Genomic DNA, 18,012 nt, shown 5'->3' with positions numbered 1-18,012 from the left:
CTTACGACAAAAACATTCTACCACACCCATATTTCAATTAAGCAATAGAAATGTTACAAAAACATTTCAGATCACTCGTTCTTTCTCCATAATAGGTAAACTTACCTTTTGTAAGGCTTTTACACCTTGTCACGACTGGTTTTCACGTGTTTTCAATTGTTAAACAATTCTTCGATTTTTTTTCATATTTTTTCTTTTTTTATTCAAATTTTGCTTCTTTTTTGTCGATATATGCTTTTTTTCGTAAAATTAATCATTTTTCCTTCTTTTTATCAAACGTTTTTGTTACAAAATTCGTTATATTTTGGTAATGAACCAAGAAAAAGGCCGCTTCGTTGAGCCGCCTTTTATTGCTTTATTTAAAGAATTATTTTAGTTTCTCTGCTTAAGTAAATAGAATCCAGATAAACCTACCAACAAACCACCTAATAGTAAGAATGCTCTTTGAAATTTCTGGGTTTCGTTTGTTTTTGGCAAATGTCTATCATTGGGTGTAGCCTTCGTTATTTTTTTTGCTGTTGTGTTCGTCTCTGCTGAGAAATTATTATCCTTGAGTTCTGAGGTTGTTGTGGTAGTTTCTACAACAATTGGTTTTTCAGCACTCGAATTTGTTGTAGCAGTCTCAGAACTTAAAGCCTCATTCGTACTTGTATCTGTTGTGCTGGAAACAACTTCTTTACGACGATTTGTAAGGATAAATTCATCCTTTGTCTTTGTCATTATACTGTCAAATTCAGCTGGCACGTTCACTTCTTCTATCTGATATACAAAGTCTTCACCCCTGTTATTAAACTTTGGTAATGCTACTTCTGCGCCATTAACCGTTACTTGATTAATCAGCTTTTGATAGCCTTCTTTTTGGGTTAATTGCATGACTTCTGAAGTGGACCAAGCAGTTTCATCTGTTGTCGCTTTTCGAGTTACTTGATATTGAATTGCTTCTGGAATTTCTTTTTCTGTAATATTTTCCCAGTTCTTAATCAATTTTAATTGTACAGTAGGTGCTTTAATTGCTGGAATCGGAAAATCAACTGTTTCTTCTTCTGGAGTTGGTTGTAACGTAGTACGATCATTACATAAAAACCATGTATCTCCTTTAAAATCATTTGTTTCTGTGTTCAATCTAATCTGATAAGTTAATGTTAAACGTTCGTTCTTTCCTAATGAAATAGTAGAAATATGGAGCACTTGATTTTCTTCTGTAACTACGACATCAGTCAATAAGTCACTAGCCTCTAACCATTCACCCGTTGGCATTTTTCGCCAACCTTTTAGTTGGTAGTTATCTTCTGTGAAATTCCCAGCACCTTGTAAAAGAATATTTTCTCCCATTGGATCGATAATGAGCCCCTCATGGATAGTATTATTGATACTCCCAGCTAATTCTTTCAGTGCAGTGCCCAAACCAGATAAATTTTCATCAATAATCAAATAATTTTTAGGATCAGAAGCTATATTCCTACTAATATACTCTCCTCTTAACGAAGGATTAGCTGCAATTGAATAATAAGTATCTCCTGATTTTTTTAGAGAAACAATGGTTCCTAACGTATTATCTGTCACTGTTGTACTGTTTGTTTGGATAGCGTTAGCATCAGTAGAAGCACTGTTACTTGTATAGTACTGATTGGATTCTGTTTGAAACTCTTCCATGTAGGACGATGTATGGTAACCGTTGTAATCGATAATTTCACCATTATTGGGATAGCTTTGAGCATTTTCTCTAGGTAAAAAACTAGCATTTGCACTACCATCACCAATATGAACCAACATCTTTTTTGCATTTGGACGACTTTTTTCAGCCAATAAACGTTGCCCTTCTAGCAAGCCTTTTTGCATAAACGTACCTGAATGTGGCTCGGCTGTATTTCTTAAAAAGTCTTCTAAGTCATTCATGTCTGTAGAAAAATCCGCGGTGGAGTAAGTTAGTCGATTATAGGCAACGATACCAATTCGAACATGACCATCTGTTAATGAATCTGAAAGTTCTTCGCCGAATTGTTGCAAACCTTTCAAAGCGTTGTTTAATTTTTCACCTTTCATTGACGAAGAATAGTCAATCACTAGCACTAGATCAATAGGGCTTTCTGTCTGATTTCCTTTTACATCTAAAGTCACATTAAAAAGCCCTTGCTGGCCTGTTACAGCCGCCACACTTTTCTTCAAATAAGCTTCATCTCCATAATTCACATATTTTTCTTCGTCAAATGTCGCTTCAGGGGCATGACCATAATCATAATTGTTTGTGTCTCCCTCACTAATTCCGTTCGTTAAATAATGACCTTGTTCGTCATTTTTATAGTTAAAATTGTATGTTTCTGCGGAAACGTCTATACTAAAAATAGTCATTAGGAAAAAGAACATAAATAAAAATAAGGTTGTTTTTTTCAATTTTTTTAACTCCTTTGTGGTAAGTAATTTCTCATTCAAATGAAATTTGAGCGATATATGTAACTTACTACAGAAATAACTTTTAAGGAGACAAAAAAATGTACTTGTTAAGTACATTTTTTTAAACAATCGAATAAAAAACAAGTTATACTTATTTTAATAAAAAGAATCGAACCAATTGGAGAAGAATAATGGAAATATTAGACACTTTTTTCGGCTCAGAAGTTAAAAAGGAATTGGATTTACTGCGTTTGTTGTACCATAAAAAAAACTTTATTCGTATTGAAACGCTTAGTCAATTGTTACAAATGGATCGACGTTCAATCAATAAATACTACGAATCCTTAATTAGTAAACCTTATGTATTGGCTAATAATTGTTCACATATTTTCTCTGCCGAGCGAGGTAAAGGCTATTGTTTCATGGGATCAAAAAAAGAATATAAAATTTTGACGAAGCAAATTTTGCAAAGTAGTCCGTATTTTACATTGCTCGAAAAACTATTCTTTGAAAGTAATGTTCATTTAACAAAATTTAGTATGGACCAATTCTTATCCGAATCAACTGTTCGGCATAAGGTTGCTGAGTTAGATACCATTTTAAAAACCTTTGATTTTTCGATCCAGAGAACCAAAGGCGAGATTCGTTTAGTTGGTGCTGAACCACGCATTCGTTTTTTCATGATTGCTTTCTTTTGGCGCGTTTTTTCTGGTCTCGATTGGCCATTTGCTGACGTTTCGCAAACAAAATGTGAAACCCTTGCGAAAGAGCTGATTGCTTTAGGCTATTTCCCAGCCAATCAATTGAATATGAAACTTATTTGTTATATTTTAGCGGTAAATATTATTCGTTATCGAAAGGGATTCCAGACAAATTTCCTGCTTTCTGAATCTATTTCTTCTTTATCTGATGAAGATCAAGAAGTACTGCTTCAATTTGTTGATACTCATCATCTACTAAAAGAACATTTAGAAAATCAATTAACGAACGCCTTTCTGTTACCCAAGAGTGAAAGCCAGCTGATTTTTTTATTTCTATTAACAAATACAACAGTACAACTCTCGAACAAACATTTTATAGATTTAATCGAACCTAACCAACCATTTTCAGAGACGAATTCTTTTATTAAAAAGATTCTTCACTCCCTTGAAACAGAAAACCCTCATGCCTTTGAAACGACAAAAAACAGGGGCTTATTCACAAAACAATTAGTGGCTGGTCTTCTTTTCGTAGAGTTATTTGAACAAATGGATTTTACACTTACTGGCTACAATATTAAGAAGTATTTATTACAAAATTTTGCTCATTTATTTGAGCATGCACAAAAGATAGTCGCCGAGCAAGACATCTATGTTTCGAACCCAGCTAAACAAACTGGCTTAGGCCTTCAATTATCGATGGCCTACACGTTAATTACTGCTCCAACAGCTTTCAATCAAACAATTCACATAAAAATAGAAACAGACTTACCTACACCGATTGAAGCGATTATCATTCAACGAATTCGTGAAACGTTTGCAAGTTTCTATCACCTTGCAATTAATCAATTGTCTGAAGAAGATAGGTACGACCTTTATTTAAGCACTACGCCTTTGCTGCAAGTAAAACAAGCTGCACCATTTTTATTAATTAATGCGCAAGTTTCTTTAACTGACTTACTAGCGATTCAAGAACAATTAGTTCGGTTGGTAGCAAAGAAATGATTTAATTCTGTTAATAAATAGAACTCGTGGAACAAAAAAATAACTAAAACAGGATCAATCAAACACATCTTCACCTTTATCAAAAAAGCTCAAAATGTTAGTTTTGACAACTAACATTTTGAGCTTTTTGTTCTTTTTCTTAACGAATGATTTCGACTTTTTTGTCTGTCTTGACTGTAACACGGCCGTTTTTAATAACATATAACCGTTCTGGAATATCAATAATCGCATGTTCAACCACTTTTGTGTCTAATAAGACTAAATCTGCTTTATTCCCAACTGCAACACCGTATCCTTCTAGTCCCATCGCACGAGCAGGACTTGTTGTTACCATTGGTAGCACTGTTTTTAAGTCATCCGCTCCACCTAGGTGTCCAACAGGAATGGCTAGCATCGCTGTTTGAACAATATCCCCTGTGCCATATGGTGTAAAAGCATTGCGAATATTATTTGTAGCAATACAGACATTCACGCCACCATCGCGTAATTTACGGATTGGCGTAACCGCACGTCGAACATTGTACTGATCACCACGAGCCCCTAAATGTAAATCCGTTGCTGGTAAAGCCATCACGCTAATATTTGCTTCCGCCATTTTTGCAATAATAGGCGCCAATTCTGCTTCAGGTAAGGCATGCAATGCCGTTAAGTGGCCCACTGAAACACGGCCTTGGTAGCCTTCAGCGATGGTTTTTTCACATAAATATTCAATACTCATATCATCAGCTTCATCGGCAAAATCTTGGTGTAAATCTACATCTTTATCATATTTTTTAGCAATTTCAAACACTAAATCAATATGTTCTTTCGCTGGTGCATCATTATAAGGAATACCGCCGACAACGTCTGCGCCCATATCCATTGCTTCATACATCATTTGTTCTGTTCCAGGGGCTTTAAAAATTCCTTCTTGCGGAAACGCAACTACTTGCATGTCAATTAACTCTTTGTATTCTTCTTTCAAACGCATAATTGTTTTGAAGCCAGTAAAACCTTGCGCTGGGTCAAATTCTGCATGCGTTCTTAACGCCGTGGTTCCATGAACGATTAACATTTCTAAAGCACGTTTGGCACGGTCGTAAATGTCTTCTTCGGTAAATGTTGGTTTTAATTCTGCGGTTACTTCAATTGCTTCTTTCAACGTACCTGATTTATTTGGTTTACGATCAGCGATTAATGCCTTGTCCAAATGTAAATGGCTTTCTACAAAACCTGGGATTAAAACACGACCATCTGCTTCGATGACTTCTTTGGCATCGCCAGTAATAACTGGGGCGATTTCAATGATTTTTCCTTCTTTAATAGCTACATCTTGTAATGCTTCACCGTCTTGAAGACGAACTTGTTTAATTAATAAATCCATGTTTTCCACTCCCTAAATTGTTTTTTATCCAAAGATTAAACCGATAACTAATAATAGTACAGAGGCAATACTTAACCATTTCACGTTTCCTTTAACTACATCCAAAATTGGAATTTGGAAGCCTGAAGATAAAGCTTGCATAGTAATATTAACGAAACTCATTTGACTACCTAAACCAACACCCATTGCTACAAAACCTAATGCTAACGGCGGGAAGTTCAACGATACAGCAACTGGTAGCACTAAAGTTAAAACAGAACCTACGTAGGCCCCAGCTGGAATCCCAATTAAAATCCCTGTTAAAATGGCAACTGGCACGACAATAAAGGCTGGTGCATTTTCAGCAACACCTGCGATGACAGCAAACGTTCCTGTTTCCGCAATAACATTAATAAAGGCTAAGAAAATCCCTACTTGGAATAAACGAGTCAAAATATATGTAGACCCATCTACCATCGCTTCGACAGATTTGTTCATTGAGAAATCTGTACATAAGAAAATTAAAACTAATGTTAAAATCATGTATACAAGTGGCGTAAAGAAGGCAAAACCAATTAAATCATTCACAATTGGTCCAAAAATTACAGCAAACAATAAGAAAATGGCTGGCAAGGTAATTTTAAATAATTCACCATTGCTCTTTTTATCAAATTCATCATCTGCCGACTCTTTAAAGCCAACATTTCTATGTTTCGTTCCCCAAAAGGCTAAAACAATCGCTAATGCTACGAAGAATAACCAGTAAGGTCGCATGGTTGAAACATATGAACCGACACTGATATCGCCTAATTTTGAAACAATACTTGATTCTAATGAAGCGGGTGATGTTGTAAATGATACCGCAGCAGCTAAAGACATTGCTGCAATTAATTCAGGAACAACGCCAACTGCAGCAAAGGCCAATGGCGCAATAACCATCGCACTTCCGCCACCAATTCCTGACATATATGTGGCTGCGGCTAATAAGATAACAATAAAAGCTGAAACATACTCGACTTTTCCTTTTGTGCCTCGTTTGGCTAAAGTTAATGCAGCTGAATAACTACCTGCTTTAAAGACCGCCATCGCAACAGCTGAATTAATGATGGGAACGGTAATTCCTAACATCATCGGGATAGCTTCCAACATCTGTTTATTCGCTTCTTCTAGTCCAATGCCACCAATCAGCATCGCTAAGACGCCACCAATTAAACCAGCGATAATCATATCGACTTTCATAAACAATAGAACCAAAACAACAATCAATGGAATAATCACAACTAATGCCATGATTCCTGTCGGGGCAACTACATCCCCAATCTCATCAGCAAAGGCCGCAACTGGCACAAAAATACTAACTAAGAATGCAAAAATAAGTGCTACTTTTGACGATTTTTTCATTTTACTTTCCTCCAATAGAAAGAAGGCGAGAGCAACGCAGTAGCGAATACTCTCTGCGCTCCTCATTATTTGGCAAAGGCACCTTGCCCGCCATATTTATCGTAATGTACAATCTCACTAACTAAATAATCATAAATACTTTGTGGAATTTCAATGCCTTCTGACATGGCTTTTTGATAGTTTAGCTGACCAATTTCTCCTGGATAGTAAACTTGTTGAAACCCTTCTGCTGTAGGCACACTATGAAGTTCTTCCACCATTTGATTAATATTTTCTTTAAATCGTTCAGAATCTGTAAAGCGGCTTGGATCAATGACTAAAAACATCTGACCCAGATTCCGTTTCTCCGTTAAATCCGCATACATGGAGCTGACATGTTTGCCAAAAGGTAAGCCTAACAACGAACCAGCTAAGACATCGACCATCATCATTAGTCCATATCCTTTTGGTCCTGAAATCGGCAATAAACCTCGTACTTCATAAGGATCAGTCGTTGGTTGGCCTTTTTCGTCTACTGCCCACGTGTCGGGAATTTCAACATCTCTTGAACGTGCATCTAAAATTTTCCCCCAAGCCTGTACTGTCGTAGCCATATCAAACACGACTGGTTCATGACCTGCTCTAGGTGCTGCAAAAGCAATTGGATTTGTTCCAAAATAATTGCTTGTACCACCAAACGGTACCACCATTGGATCAGATTGACACATCGAAAGAGCAACCATGCCTTGTTCCGCTGCTTTTTTAACATAATACGATAACGTCCCGCTATGACTCGTTTGAGAAACGCCAACATATGCTAACCCTGATTCTTTGGCTAGGTCAACTGCAGCAGCTAATGCTTCGTTACAAACAAATTGACCCACGCCATTATCGCCATGAAAAATGGCAGTGGACGGTCCAGTTTTTTCAAATGATAATTCGGGGTCAATCGTGATCCCGCCTTTTGCAATCCGTTCCGCATAATAATCCATGCGAACTGCCCCGTGTGAATGAATACCGCTAGCATCTGCAAAAGTTAAATGTCGAGCAACTTCTTCGGCATGTTCAGAATGTAAACCAGCAGCTTCTAATTTTTGTTTCATCAGCTTTTCTAATTTTTCCGGTGTAACGACAACCATTTCTTCCATTGCGCTTGCTCCTTTATCATTAATCTTAAAAAAGGGAAAGAAAACAAGTGATTTTCTTCTTCGTCCTTGCATTTCCTCCCCTTTTTTCACTACTTATTGCTACTGTTAAAGACAGTATAGTCAATTTCATCCACTGATTTTGCAACTAGAATAGCAGAGTAAACATCTGAATTGACATTTAAAATTGTTCGTAACATGCCAACAAACCATTCGACGCCTGCAAAAATTGCAATACTCTCAATGGGTAAACCCATTTGCGGAACAATCACTGCCAGTGAGACTAAGCCCGCACCGGGAACAACTGCGTTTGCTAGTGAGACAAACGTTGCTGTAATTGCTAAGTAAATCATTTTCGTAATATCAAAATCTAGCTGATACATCTGAGCGATAGTCATTACAGTAAAAGCCATATGCATCGCTGAACCGTTACTGTTTAATGACATACCTAACGGCAACACTAAGTTAGTAATTCGCTTACTTAAACCTAATTTTGTTTCTGTTTCTTCCAAAGCTACTGGTAAAGTAATTGCTGAAGAAGTTGTCGCCAAGGCCATCACAGACATATTTTTCATGTTTGTAATTAAACGTAGTGGACTTACTTTACAGTACAATGTGATAACCAAAATCCAGATGCCCAAAAATAAAATAGTTCCTAATCCATAGACCAATAGATACTTCACTAACGGTAAAATAATTTGAAGGCCTAAGTGACTAATTGTTGAAGCAATTAAAGCAAAAATCCCCAGAGGTGCTAGATACATGACGTATCGAATGACTGTAATGATAACTTCATTAAAGTCCACAATTATTTGGAAGAGTTGTGTCTCTGGATGGCTTTGTAAGTATTTATTCAGTGCTAAACCAAAAAATAATGCAAAGACAATAATTTGAATAATCGATCCTTGAGTCAGTGAATCAAAAATATTTTTCGGAACGAAATTTAAAATCGTATCAGTAATTGAGATTTCTTGCGCTTTAATAGAAGCATCTTGGAAGCCAGTCATTTTAACACCGTATCCTGGATTAAAAATGACTGCCATTAGGACGCCCCATAAAGCGGCAGCTAAGGAGGAAATCCCGAAAACAGCGATTGTTCTACCCCCAAGGCTCGTTAATTCTTTTGGATTAATACTGCCAACTGCTTGGACAATTTGCCCTAAGATCAAGATAGGAATAGCCATTTGCATCAGTCGCAAAAAGACATCTCCAACTATTTTCAAGTAATTGCCGCTAGCAGGACTCAAGAGTCCTACGAGGATTCCTACGACAACAGCAATTGCAATTTGGGTGATCATGGACGGTTTTTTCATGGTAAACTACCCCTTTTGACTGATCACAGTTCCTGCTTCTTTATCGATGTTTTCTAAGTTTTCGATAGAAGTAATGATTGCTTTCCGTTTGTCATCACCTTTTACGAAGTCTAAGGCAGCTTCGATTTTTGGTAGCATACTACCAGCAGCAAAGTGACCTTCTTTAATGTATTCTTCTGCTTCGGCTACACTGATTTGTTCTAATGCTTTTTGATCTGGTTGATTGTAATTAATGTAGATGTTATCAACGCCTGTCAAAATAATCAAACGGTCTGCATCAACGTTTTCAGCTAAAACACGTGCAGAGAAATCTTTGTCGTTAACCGCTTCCACGCCTACGTATTGTCCGTCTTCTGCTACGACCGGAATGCCCCCGCCACCAGAACAGATAGTTAAAACGTCCGCCTCTACTAAAGCACGAACCGCCTCTTTTTCAACAATTTCTTTAGGCATTGGTGATGGAACAACTTTTCGGTAGCCACGGCCAGCATCTTCCACATACGTAGAGCCATCTTTGGCTGCTTCTGCGTCAGCTTCTTCTTTTGTATAGAATGGACCAATTGGTTTGGATGGTTTTTTAAACGAAGGATCTTCTTTGTCCACACGCACTTGCGTAACTACAGAGATAACTGGTTTAGCAATGTTACGTTTTTCAAACTCATTAGTTAAAGCATTTTGTAACCAGTAACCGATGCTTCCTTGTGTCATCGCAACACAAGTATCCAATTTCAACGCTGGATTTTTTTCACTTTCGCCTGCTTTTTGTTGTAAAAGCAAATTCCCTACTTGTGGTCCGTTTCCGTGACAGACAATGACTTGTTCCCCTTTAGCAACAAATTCTGCAATATATTTGGCCGCGTGATTAACGACGGCTTTTTGGCCTTCATCTGTTGGATCCGTATCTAAAATAGCATTCCCACCTAGGGCAATTACGTTTAAACTCATTGATTGATTCGCTCCTTTTTAGTAAAGCAAAGACAAAATCTTTTCAGTATCGACGGATAAGAAATAATTTGTTTACGAAATGAAAGATTTTGTCTTGCTCATTTTGATTGTTTCAGTCATTATCGAAGGGATAATTAACCTAATTTCGGTTTACTTTCATCTTTAGCTAAGAAAGCAAAAGCTAGTAAACCAATAACTAATAGTACACAAGAAAGATAGAAGCCAACTTGCATTGAGCCTGCTGTATCTGCTAAATATCCTGTGACATACGGTGCTAGGATTGACCCTGACATCCCGATAAAATTATAGGCACTTAACGTTGTTCCTAAGGCCGCTTTTGGTGCATGTTTGGTAACAAAAGTCACCATAATTGGATCTAACGCTAATTTCCCTGTTAACCCATAAAGAATTAAAACAGAAATTAACAATGTCCGATTTGTTACAAAAGCAATCGCAAAGACAGATAGGATTGCTAAAGGTACTAATGTAAAGACTAATTTTTTCGTCGCACCTGTTTTATCATTCAAACGAGCAAAGATTAAGGCGCCTGGAATAGAGGCCCATGGTACAAGTGATGAAATGAAACCAACGCTCGCTCCTGTAAAGCCGCGTTCAGCAATTAAAAATTGTGGCAACCAAGTAATAATGACAAAGTTTGCATAAATACTTGTGAAACATAAAATAAATGCGGCTAATAAATTACGATTTGAGAAAATTTCTTTTAATGAGATCTTTTCTTGCGGTCCTTCTTCAGCAGCTGCTCGTGCGGCTTCTTCACCAGGACGAATCACTTTTTCTTTCAAAATTGTATAGAAAAGAATTCCTACGATAAACGTTGGAATCGCCATGATAAAGAATGGTTTGCTCCAATGTTCACCATTTTCTAAAACCAACTTACTTGAAAGTAGGTACCCACCTGATGTACCGAAGGCCATCCCACTATTGATGATGGCATTACCGATGGTCCGTTTACTTGCTGGAATCGCTTCTGTCGATAGCGCATATTGTGGGCCATAGTAAGCTCCTTGACCAATACCAGCAATTGCACGAATGACTAAAAACATAACAAAGGTTGTCGCTAATCCACTAAAATAAGTAGAAATAGCAAGAACGATAAACCCAACAGCAATGACTAATTTCCGCCCAATTTTATCGCCAATCATCCCAAAAGGAATCTGTGCAACAGCATAGGTTAGAAAGAAGATACTATTGGCTAAACCAAGTTGTGTGTTACTTAGACCAAATTGTTCTCCAATGACCCCCATCACTGGATTAAAAATAGTTCGTGTTGCGTACATTAAAATCCAGCCTACGAAGAAAATGGCTACGACTTTAATCCAGTAACTATTGCTCACTTGCACTGCTTGATTTTTTTTACTATTCTCCATGTCTTCTCCTCACTTCTCATCTAACTCTACAGATTGTAAAGCTAGTAACATTCCAAATGACATATCTTTACCAGAGGAATGTCCGATTTGTATAATTCTGTCAATATTTTCGTCAACTCTATTATCCCGATGGTTCTCCAAATCCAAGAGTAACTGATACAACAATGAATTTACATATCCTTTAGCCGAGCTTGCAATATAGCCTTTACTAACATCTGTTGTGGATAAATTTGCTGCCGAAAGAGTAGCGGCTAACGCCGCAGCTCTTTCATCAGCAAGTATGAACAGAATTGTTTGATACGCCACTAAAATGTCATCACCACTCGGGGTTAACCCTTTGCCCCGACCAATCAGATAATTCGTTACTTCTTGCCATTCCGATAGTGTCCAAACTTTTTGTTTTTGGCTCATTTTTTTGAAAATATGCTTTGCTCGTTCGTCTAAAGGCAGGCCAATTCTACGTTCTAAGTTTCTCGCTAATAAGCGGTCTCGCAACAAGCGTAATTGGTCTTTTTCTAACTTGAAATGAGTAATGTTTAAAGAAACGACCTCGGCAGGTGTGAGTTGGATCGTTTTCACGCCGACTGTACTGTAAAAGGTCAACTGATTTTCTGTGATTTTGACTTTATTACCTTGTTGTACATACGGAAAGATTTCTTGAAACAATTGATCTGGCAAAAACATACCAAAGCTTGATAAATAATTATGGAAGTTTGCAACATTGATTAATTGATCCTGGACTTTCAGATTAAATGAACGTTCAAAAACACTGTGAATGGTTCCCATCTTGCCATATTGGTGGATAGGAAAAATGTAGTCACTAATGACTAGTTGGTTATTCAACCGTAATGCCTAGTTTCTCAGCATACGCTTCTAGGGCTTTTTCAAAACAGCCTAGAGGTGCTCTAACTGTCCCTGCACCAATTTGTCCAACACCGGCATTTTTATGTGCAATCCCTGTATTGATAATTGGTGTAATTCCTAATTCCACCACTTTACGGATATCAATTCCTAAACAAGTTCCTTGGAAATCCCAAGTTGGAATTGAGAATGTTGGGTTGTGTCCTTCACAGATTTTTGCCATTTCATTTGAGGTTGCTAACGCATCTTCAAAGCCACCTGCACCAACAAACCGTGTTACGCCAGGTGCAGCTACCATAGCCATTGCTCCAACGCCTACTGTTTCAGTAATTGCACTATCCCCGACATCAGGATTTCCGTCTTCTTCACTGAAACCAGTGAAGTAAAGACCTTTTGGTGTATTTACTGGTGCGGTATGCCATTGATCGCCTGTTTCTGCAATCCGGACCCCAAAGTTCACGCCGTTACGAGTCATCGTTGTGACAATCGTTCCGTTGGTATCTTTACGGGCACCATCAACAATTGCTTTTCCAGTTGCCATCATGACATTTAAGAAGAATTGATCTGTGTCAGCTAAGAATTTGATTACTTCGTATTTTTGATCTTCTGGAATATCTGTTTTGATAATTAATGGAGACAATTCTTTTAAGAAGTTCAAAGATGCGGCAATATTTCTTTGGTGGAACTCGTCACCCATTGTAATAGAGCGCGCAATCAATACGTTTAAGTTCAAGCCTTCTTCAGAAAGTTTCAAAGCTTTCGCAATCGTTGGTCCTAAAACATCTTTAATCCAATCTAAACGGTCAACCACTTCTTGTGAATAAGCACCAAAACGCAATACTTTACCGATACCTTCATTCAAGATACAGTATGCTTCGTTACCTTCTAAACGATTTTCTACAACAAAGACTGGCATATTACCAGAAGTAATACCGCCCATTGGTCCAACTGCTTTCACATGGTGACAAGGAATGAAACGTACTTCGCCAGCTTCAAAAATCTTCAAAGCATCTTCTTCATTGTCTGCCCAACGTTCGAATAATGCAGCTCCGATACAAGCACCTTTCATTGGTCCAGTCATTTCAGACCATTGGATTGGTGGTCCAGCATGAAGTAATGTTTTTTGTGCGTCATCATTTAATTCTGGAATCACTGATTTCGCAGGTACCACATCTACTAAGAATGGTTGTGCATTTTTAATTTTGTCTGTTACTTTGTGATTTTCAGCTTCGATTTGTTCACTGTAATCTTCCAAAGCATCCAAAATTTTAATCATTTTTTTATTGCCGTTGGCACGCGGACGCCAGTTAAATTGAACAGTTTCGCCACCGTAATCAACGATTGATTCTGTAAAGCTTTGCAACCCAACGTTAATGATTCTTGGTTTGGTTGTTAATAGTTCCATTACTTTTTCGCCTGGTTTTGGTACATCGACAGTTGGTCCGTTGTAAGCAACCACTTCTTTATCGTCTTCTGAAATTTCGATTCCTTTTAGTAATAAGGCTAATTGAACAGCTTTAGCATTGCTTTCTGCAACTAAAACGCCGCCTTCTTTCAAACGATCAACCGACGATTGGTAATTTTGCGGATCTTTCGTCGTCCCACAAACAGTTGCAACAAAGTAAAGATCACGTCCGGCTTCTTTGGCTGTGGCACGCGCTTCTTCAATTGCTGGTAACAATGCACCAACCATGTCTTCATGAGCACCGTAGCCTAACACCACATCGAATAAGATAATCCCAGTTTTTTCATCTTGTGCGTATTCACGAATTTTTTCGATACGAACATCTGGGTCAATCATTGGGTGCGGACGACCTTGTGTATACATATCATCGCCTAAGTCAATGACTTCATAACCGTGAGATTTCAAGACATAACCTTCTGCTTTCACTAAACCGCCAAGATCTAAAGCTTCAGAAATTAACATACCCGCTTCAGAAGCTAATGTACCACCTGAATATAAGCCTTTTACAACTTTATCTTCTGGTAATGTTGGTACAGCTGGTTTTGCTAATGCTTCAAAGTAATTTTTCTTCACGGCCACATCATTTGCTAAATCAACAGCAATTTTAGCTGTTTCTTCTAATGTATGAGCTAGATAAACTTTGCCTTCGTGACTTGTTGGTTTTTCTCCTAAGAAAATCGCAACGACTGGTTTTGAAATACTTTGTAATAATTCAACCACTTCATCACGAACTTCTTTTGCAGGTGGTTTAGAGATGACTGTAATCACATCGGTTGGTTCGTGATTTTCTAAGGCCACAATAGCATCTTTCACAGTGATAGCGCCTACTTTGTCGCTTAAGTCACGACCACCAGTTCCAATGGCGTGAACAACTCCGCCACCTAAGCGGTCAATAATCGTTGTAACTTCTTGAATCCCTGTTCCTGAAGCACCAACAACGCCAATGTTTCCTGGAGAAACAACATTTGTAAAGGCAATTGGGATACTTGAGATAATACCAGTTCCACAGTCAGGGCCCATCATTAATAAGCCTTTTTCATGCGCTAATTTTTTCAAACGTACTTCATCTTCAATTGACACATTATCCGTGAAAGAGAACACGTGTAAATCATTTTTTAAGGCACGTTCCATTTCTGGCGCACCATATTCACCAGGAATACTGAATAGCGCTACATTCGCCTCTGGTAAAAGATCAAACGCTTCTGACCAAGAAGTTGCTGCTTGTGCTTCTTCACTAGTTCCCTTTGCTGATAAATCATCTAAGAATTCATCAATCGCTGGCATAACTTCTTCCATGATGTTTTCTTTTTCACTGTCAACCACAATCATCATGTCGTTTGCAGATGCACTATTGGCCTCATCCGTTAACAAGTTCGTGTTGTTAAGGATGTCTTTGTTGGCATCTGTTCCCATCATGATTTGACTCATGGTTACACCATCTAATGCATTGATTTTATTGGTCAATAACATTAAGTTGATGGAGTCTTGGTAATTGTTTTTCAAAATTACTGTGTGTAACATTGTTCATCCTCCTATCTATTCCTTACAATGCTATTGTATCGAAACGAGAAAGTGTTTTCATCGGACATAATTCTAAAAAAATGGTATAATTTTTATCCATAAGAGGAAAAAAGGAGAAAACGATGAAATTAAGAGAGTTATTATCGATAGGTGACTTAAAAAAAGGTAAAATTTTGACGAAAGAGATTGGTTTAGACAATGAAGTTGACTCGGCAATGGTCTTAGAAGCGATTGATATCGAGAACTGGAGTAGAAAGAATCAGTTAATTTTGACTTCTTTCTACGCATTGCATGATTTACCAGAAAAAGAGTTGGAAAATTTTTTCGTAAAGATGCGCCGAATTGGCATCAGCGGCTTAATTTTGAAAACAGATCGATTCATTAAAATGATTCCAGAGTGGTTTATCGAATTATGTTTCAATTATGAAATTCCTTTAATTAAAATCACACAAGACATTAGCTATGAAAAAATTCTGTTTACGATTTACGAGCCTTTGTTGAATTATCAGTCGCATGTCTTACGTACGTATTACGATGTGCGCCAACGTTTCACCAAATTAGAGCGTCACTACCCAACGGTTGAGACGATTATGCAAGAATTTTATGACATCATTAAATTACCCTTCGCTTTAAAAATGTTGGATAAACATCTGGAAATTAGCGATGGTGACTTACCCCATGATGCGATTGTGCTCTCAAGAGAAAAACTAAAAAACAGTGAATTCACTAAAAACGATTACTCTCTTTTAACACTTTACTCTCATGCCAACCCCAAAAAACAGTTGGCACTAGAAGTTTCTATTTTCAATAGTTATTCCACTAATTGTTTACTTCTGGTTTATTTACAAGATGAAAAGGTTAAAGAAACGGATTTAGTGATTATCGAAAATGCGATTGATGTCTTACAAGAAAAATTCAATACCGAAAATTTGTTAAAAAAAGAACGGTATACTCGTTTGAACAACTTAGCGGATGCTATTTTACAAAATACACCGCAAAATCCTGACGAGCTAAACAGTTTGCTTCGTGAAGTGCAAATGCAAGAGCTAGATTCTTACCAAGCGATTGCTTTTTCTACCAAAGACACCAATACACAACTCATGAAAGAACGAATTATTGCCTTACTTCGTACCCTGCGTGTGAAATCCATCTTCTTCGATCAGCTAAATTATTCGGCGGTCCTTTTTAACTTCAATGAAAGTGATGGAAAAATTACAAAGCTGCAATTAAGTCGTTTATTAGCTGAACTTTTAGAAGAAAACGACACGCTTACCGTTGCCGTCAGCAGTTTAAAATCACGAGAAGGGATTAAAGAGCTACTGATTGAATGCCTGGACATTCTGCGCTTTAATGAAACTTTTTATAACGGACCAATTGTCACCTTAGCCGATATCGGGGTATTTAAAAATTTTATCCGCGAAGACCAATTGGAAAATTTAGACGAATTAATTCCTCGCGCACTTTATCAATTAGCCGAAAATAACTACGATTTGTTTGAAACCTTGTACAGTTTTTTCCAAAATAATCGCAACTATAAACAGACCGCTGAAGCGATGTTCCTTCATTCAAAAACGATTCGTTATCGTTTAAACAAAGTGGAACAACTTCTTGATATTGACTTAGCCAATCCCTTGCAATTGTTAAATTATGAAATTGCCACATACATTATAAAGATGAGGAGACGTGCACTTGAAAAACAATCAAACACTCGCTAATGGCGCAACAGTTACTATCTACCCCGCTACGACTGAATCAACGAACTATGTCGTCTATTTACACGGTGGCGGGATGATTTATGGAACCAAAAGTGATTTACCAGAAGAACTGAAGGATCTGTTTACAAGCAATGGCTATACCGTTTTAGCACTGGACTATTTGTTGGCTCCAAATACAAAAATCGATCACATCTTAGGGACACTAACAGAAACCTTCCAATTGCTAAACGAAGCGATTATTCAAAACCAGCCCTTTGGTTTGTGCGGACGTTCCGCTGGCGGTTATTTAATGTTACAGTTAACCAAACAATTACAAACATTAAATTTGACGCCACAATTTTTAGTCAATTTTTACGGCTATACAGATTTAGAATTTATTAAAGAGCCACGGAAATTATTAAAGCAAGCCATTTCCGCTAAAGAAATAGCTGCTATCGACCAAACGAAGCCTGTTTGGGATGATCCTTTTCTTTCTCGCTATCTGCTGTATCATTACAGTATTCAGCAAGCGCTATTGCCGCACTTTTACGGCTTACCAGAAAATGGGGACTGGTCTGCTTACGCACTGTCAGACGAAACATTAAAAACTTTTCCACCTTGTTTCAGTACAGCTAGCAGCTCAGACGAAGAAGTGCCGTTCCGCTATAGCAAAAAAATCGGACGGACCATTCCTGAGAGTACCTTTAAAGCGGTTTACTATTTAGAACATGATTTTTTAAAACAAACCAAAGATCCTTCGGTCATCACTTTATTTGAGCAATTGGATATCTGGATGAAGGAACGATAAGCAATCAAGAAATTTTATTAAAGTATTAGACTTGTGATAGAAACTTTTTTATGATC

12 protein-coding genes are annotated in these 18,012 nt (G+C 37.6%); 3 read left to right on the top strand and 9 right to left on the bottom strand.

The features are described from left to right. Positions 1–372: 372 nt before the first annotated feature. Positions 373–2,508: a vWA domain-containing protein gene (locus IGL48_RS01480; RefSeq protein WP_025190669.1), complete on the bottom strand. Its 2,136-nt coding sequence runs from the start codon at positions 2,506–2,508 to the stop codon at positions 373–375. A gap of 74 nt (positions 2,509–2,582) precedes the next feature. On the opposite strand from IGL48_RS01480, the gene IGL48_RS01475 reads away from it, so the two are divergent. Then, entirely contained in the window at positions 2,583–4,094 is a 1,512-nt protein-coding gene (locus tag IGL48_RS01475) for a helix-turn-helix domain-containing protein (RefSeq protein ID WP_010824375.1), read from the top strand. A 139-nt stretch (positions 4,095–4,233) separates the two neighbouring features. Here the strand turns inward: IGL48_RS01475 and IGL48_RS01470 are convergent, their stop codons facing one another. The 8 genes from IGL48_RS01470 to fdrA form a co-directional block, all read right to left on the bottom strand. Continuing rightward, positions 4,234–5,457: an amidohydrolase family protein gene (locus IGL48_RS01470; RefSeq protein WP_002389547.1), complete on the bottom strand. Its 1,224-nt coding sequence runs from the start codon at positions 5,455–5,457 to the stop codon at positions 4,234–4,236. Between the two features lie 24 nt (positions 5,458–5,481). Then, positions 5,482–6,903 carry a hypothetical protein gene (locus IGL48_RS01465; protein ID WP_002389832.1) on the bottom strand — a complete coding sequence of 474 codons (1,422 nt, stop codon included), beginning with the start codon at positions 6,901–6,903 and terminating at the stop codon, positions 5,482–5,484. After that, positions 6,903–7,964, bottom strand: coding sequence for an ureidoglycolate dehydrogenase (gene allD / locus IGL48_RS01460; protein ID WP_002413499.1), 1,062 nt, complete (start codon positions 7,962–7,964; stop codon positions 6,903–6,905). The genes IGL48_RS01465 and allD overlap by 1 nt, the downstream gene beginning before the upstream one ends. An 89-nt stretch (positions 7,965–8,053) precedes the next feature. Beyond that, on the bottom strand, positions 8,054–9,274 hold the full coding sequence (locus IGL48_RS01455; protein WP_010824373.1) for a dicarboxylate/amino acid:cation symporter: 1,221 nt from the start codon (positions 9,272–9,274) through the stop codon (positions 8,054–8,056). A 6-nt stretch (positions 9,275–9,280) separates the two neighbouring features. Further along, a complete protein-coding gene (gene arcC / locus IGL48_RS01450) occupies positions 9,281–10,219 on the bottom strand; it encodes a carbamate kinase (RefSeq protein ID WP_002355252.1) in 939 nt (312 codons plus the stop codon). A 134-nt stretch (positions 10,220–10,353) separates the two neighbouring features. After that, complete coding sequence (locus tag IGL48_RS01445; protein WP_002355251.1) at positions 10,354–11,607, bottom strand: MFS transporter; 1,254 nt, start codon at positions 11,605–11,607, stop codon at positions 10,354–10,356. 9 nt (positions 11,608–11,616) lie between these two features. Beyond that, positions 11,617–12,450, bottom strand: coding sequence for a DUF2877 domain-containing protein (locus IGL48_RS01440; RefSeq protein ID WP_002355250.1), 834 nt, complete (start codon positions 12,448–12,450; stop codon positions 11,617–11,619). Then, positions 12,443–15,454 (bottom strand): DUF1116 domain-containing protein, encoded by a 3,012-nt coding sequence (gene fdrA / locus IGL48_RS01435; RefSeq protein ID WP_002355249.1) that lies wholly within the window; start codon positions 15,452–15,454, stop codon positions 12,443–12,445. The genes IGL48_RS01440 and fdrA overlap by 8 nt, the downstream gene beginning before the upstream one ends. 122 nt (positions 15,455–15,576) lie before the next feature. On the opposite strand from fdrA, the gene IGL48_RS01430 reads away from it, so the two are divergent. Then, positions 15,577–17,169 (top strand): PucR family transcriptional regulator, encoded by a 1,593-nt coding sequence (locus IGL48_RS01430; protein WP_010824372.1) that lies wholly within the window; start codon positions 15,577–15,579, stop codon positions 17,167–17,169. After that, the gene (locus IGL48_RS01425) at positions 17,144–17,956 is read left to right on the top strand and encodes an alpha/beta hydrolase (RefSeq protein ID WP_010824371.1); all 813 of its coding nucleotides are present in this window, start codon (positions 17,144–17,146) and stop codon (positions 17,954–17,956) included. Before IGL48_RS01430 ends, IGL48_RS01425 begins: the two co-directional genes overlap by 26 nt. The last annotated feature ends 56 nt before the right edge of the window (positions 17,957–18,012 follow it).

Source organism: Enterococcus sp. DIV1090 (assembly GCF_050537975.1).
GTDB lineage: Bacteria > Bacillota > Bacilli > Lactobacillales > Enterococcaceae > Enterococcus > Enterococcus faecalis.
The sequence above is the reverse complement of the archived record's forward strand: the minus strand, read 5'-3'. Positions and strand labels throughout refer to the sequence as shown.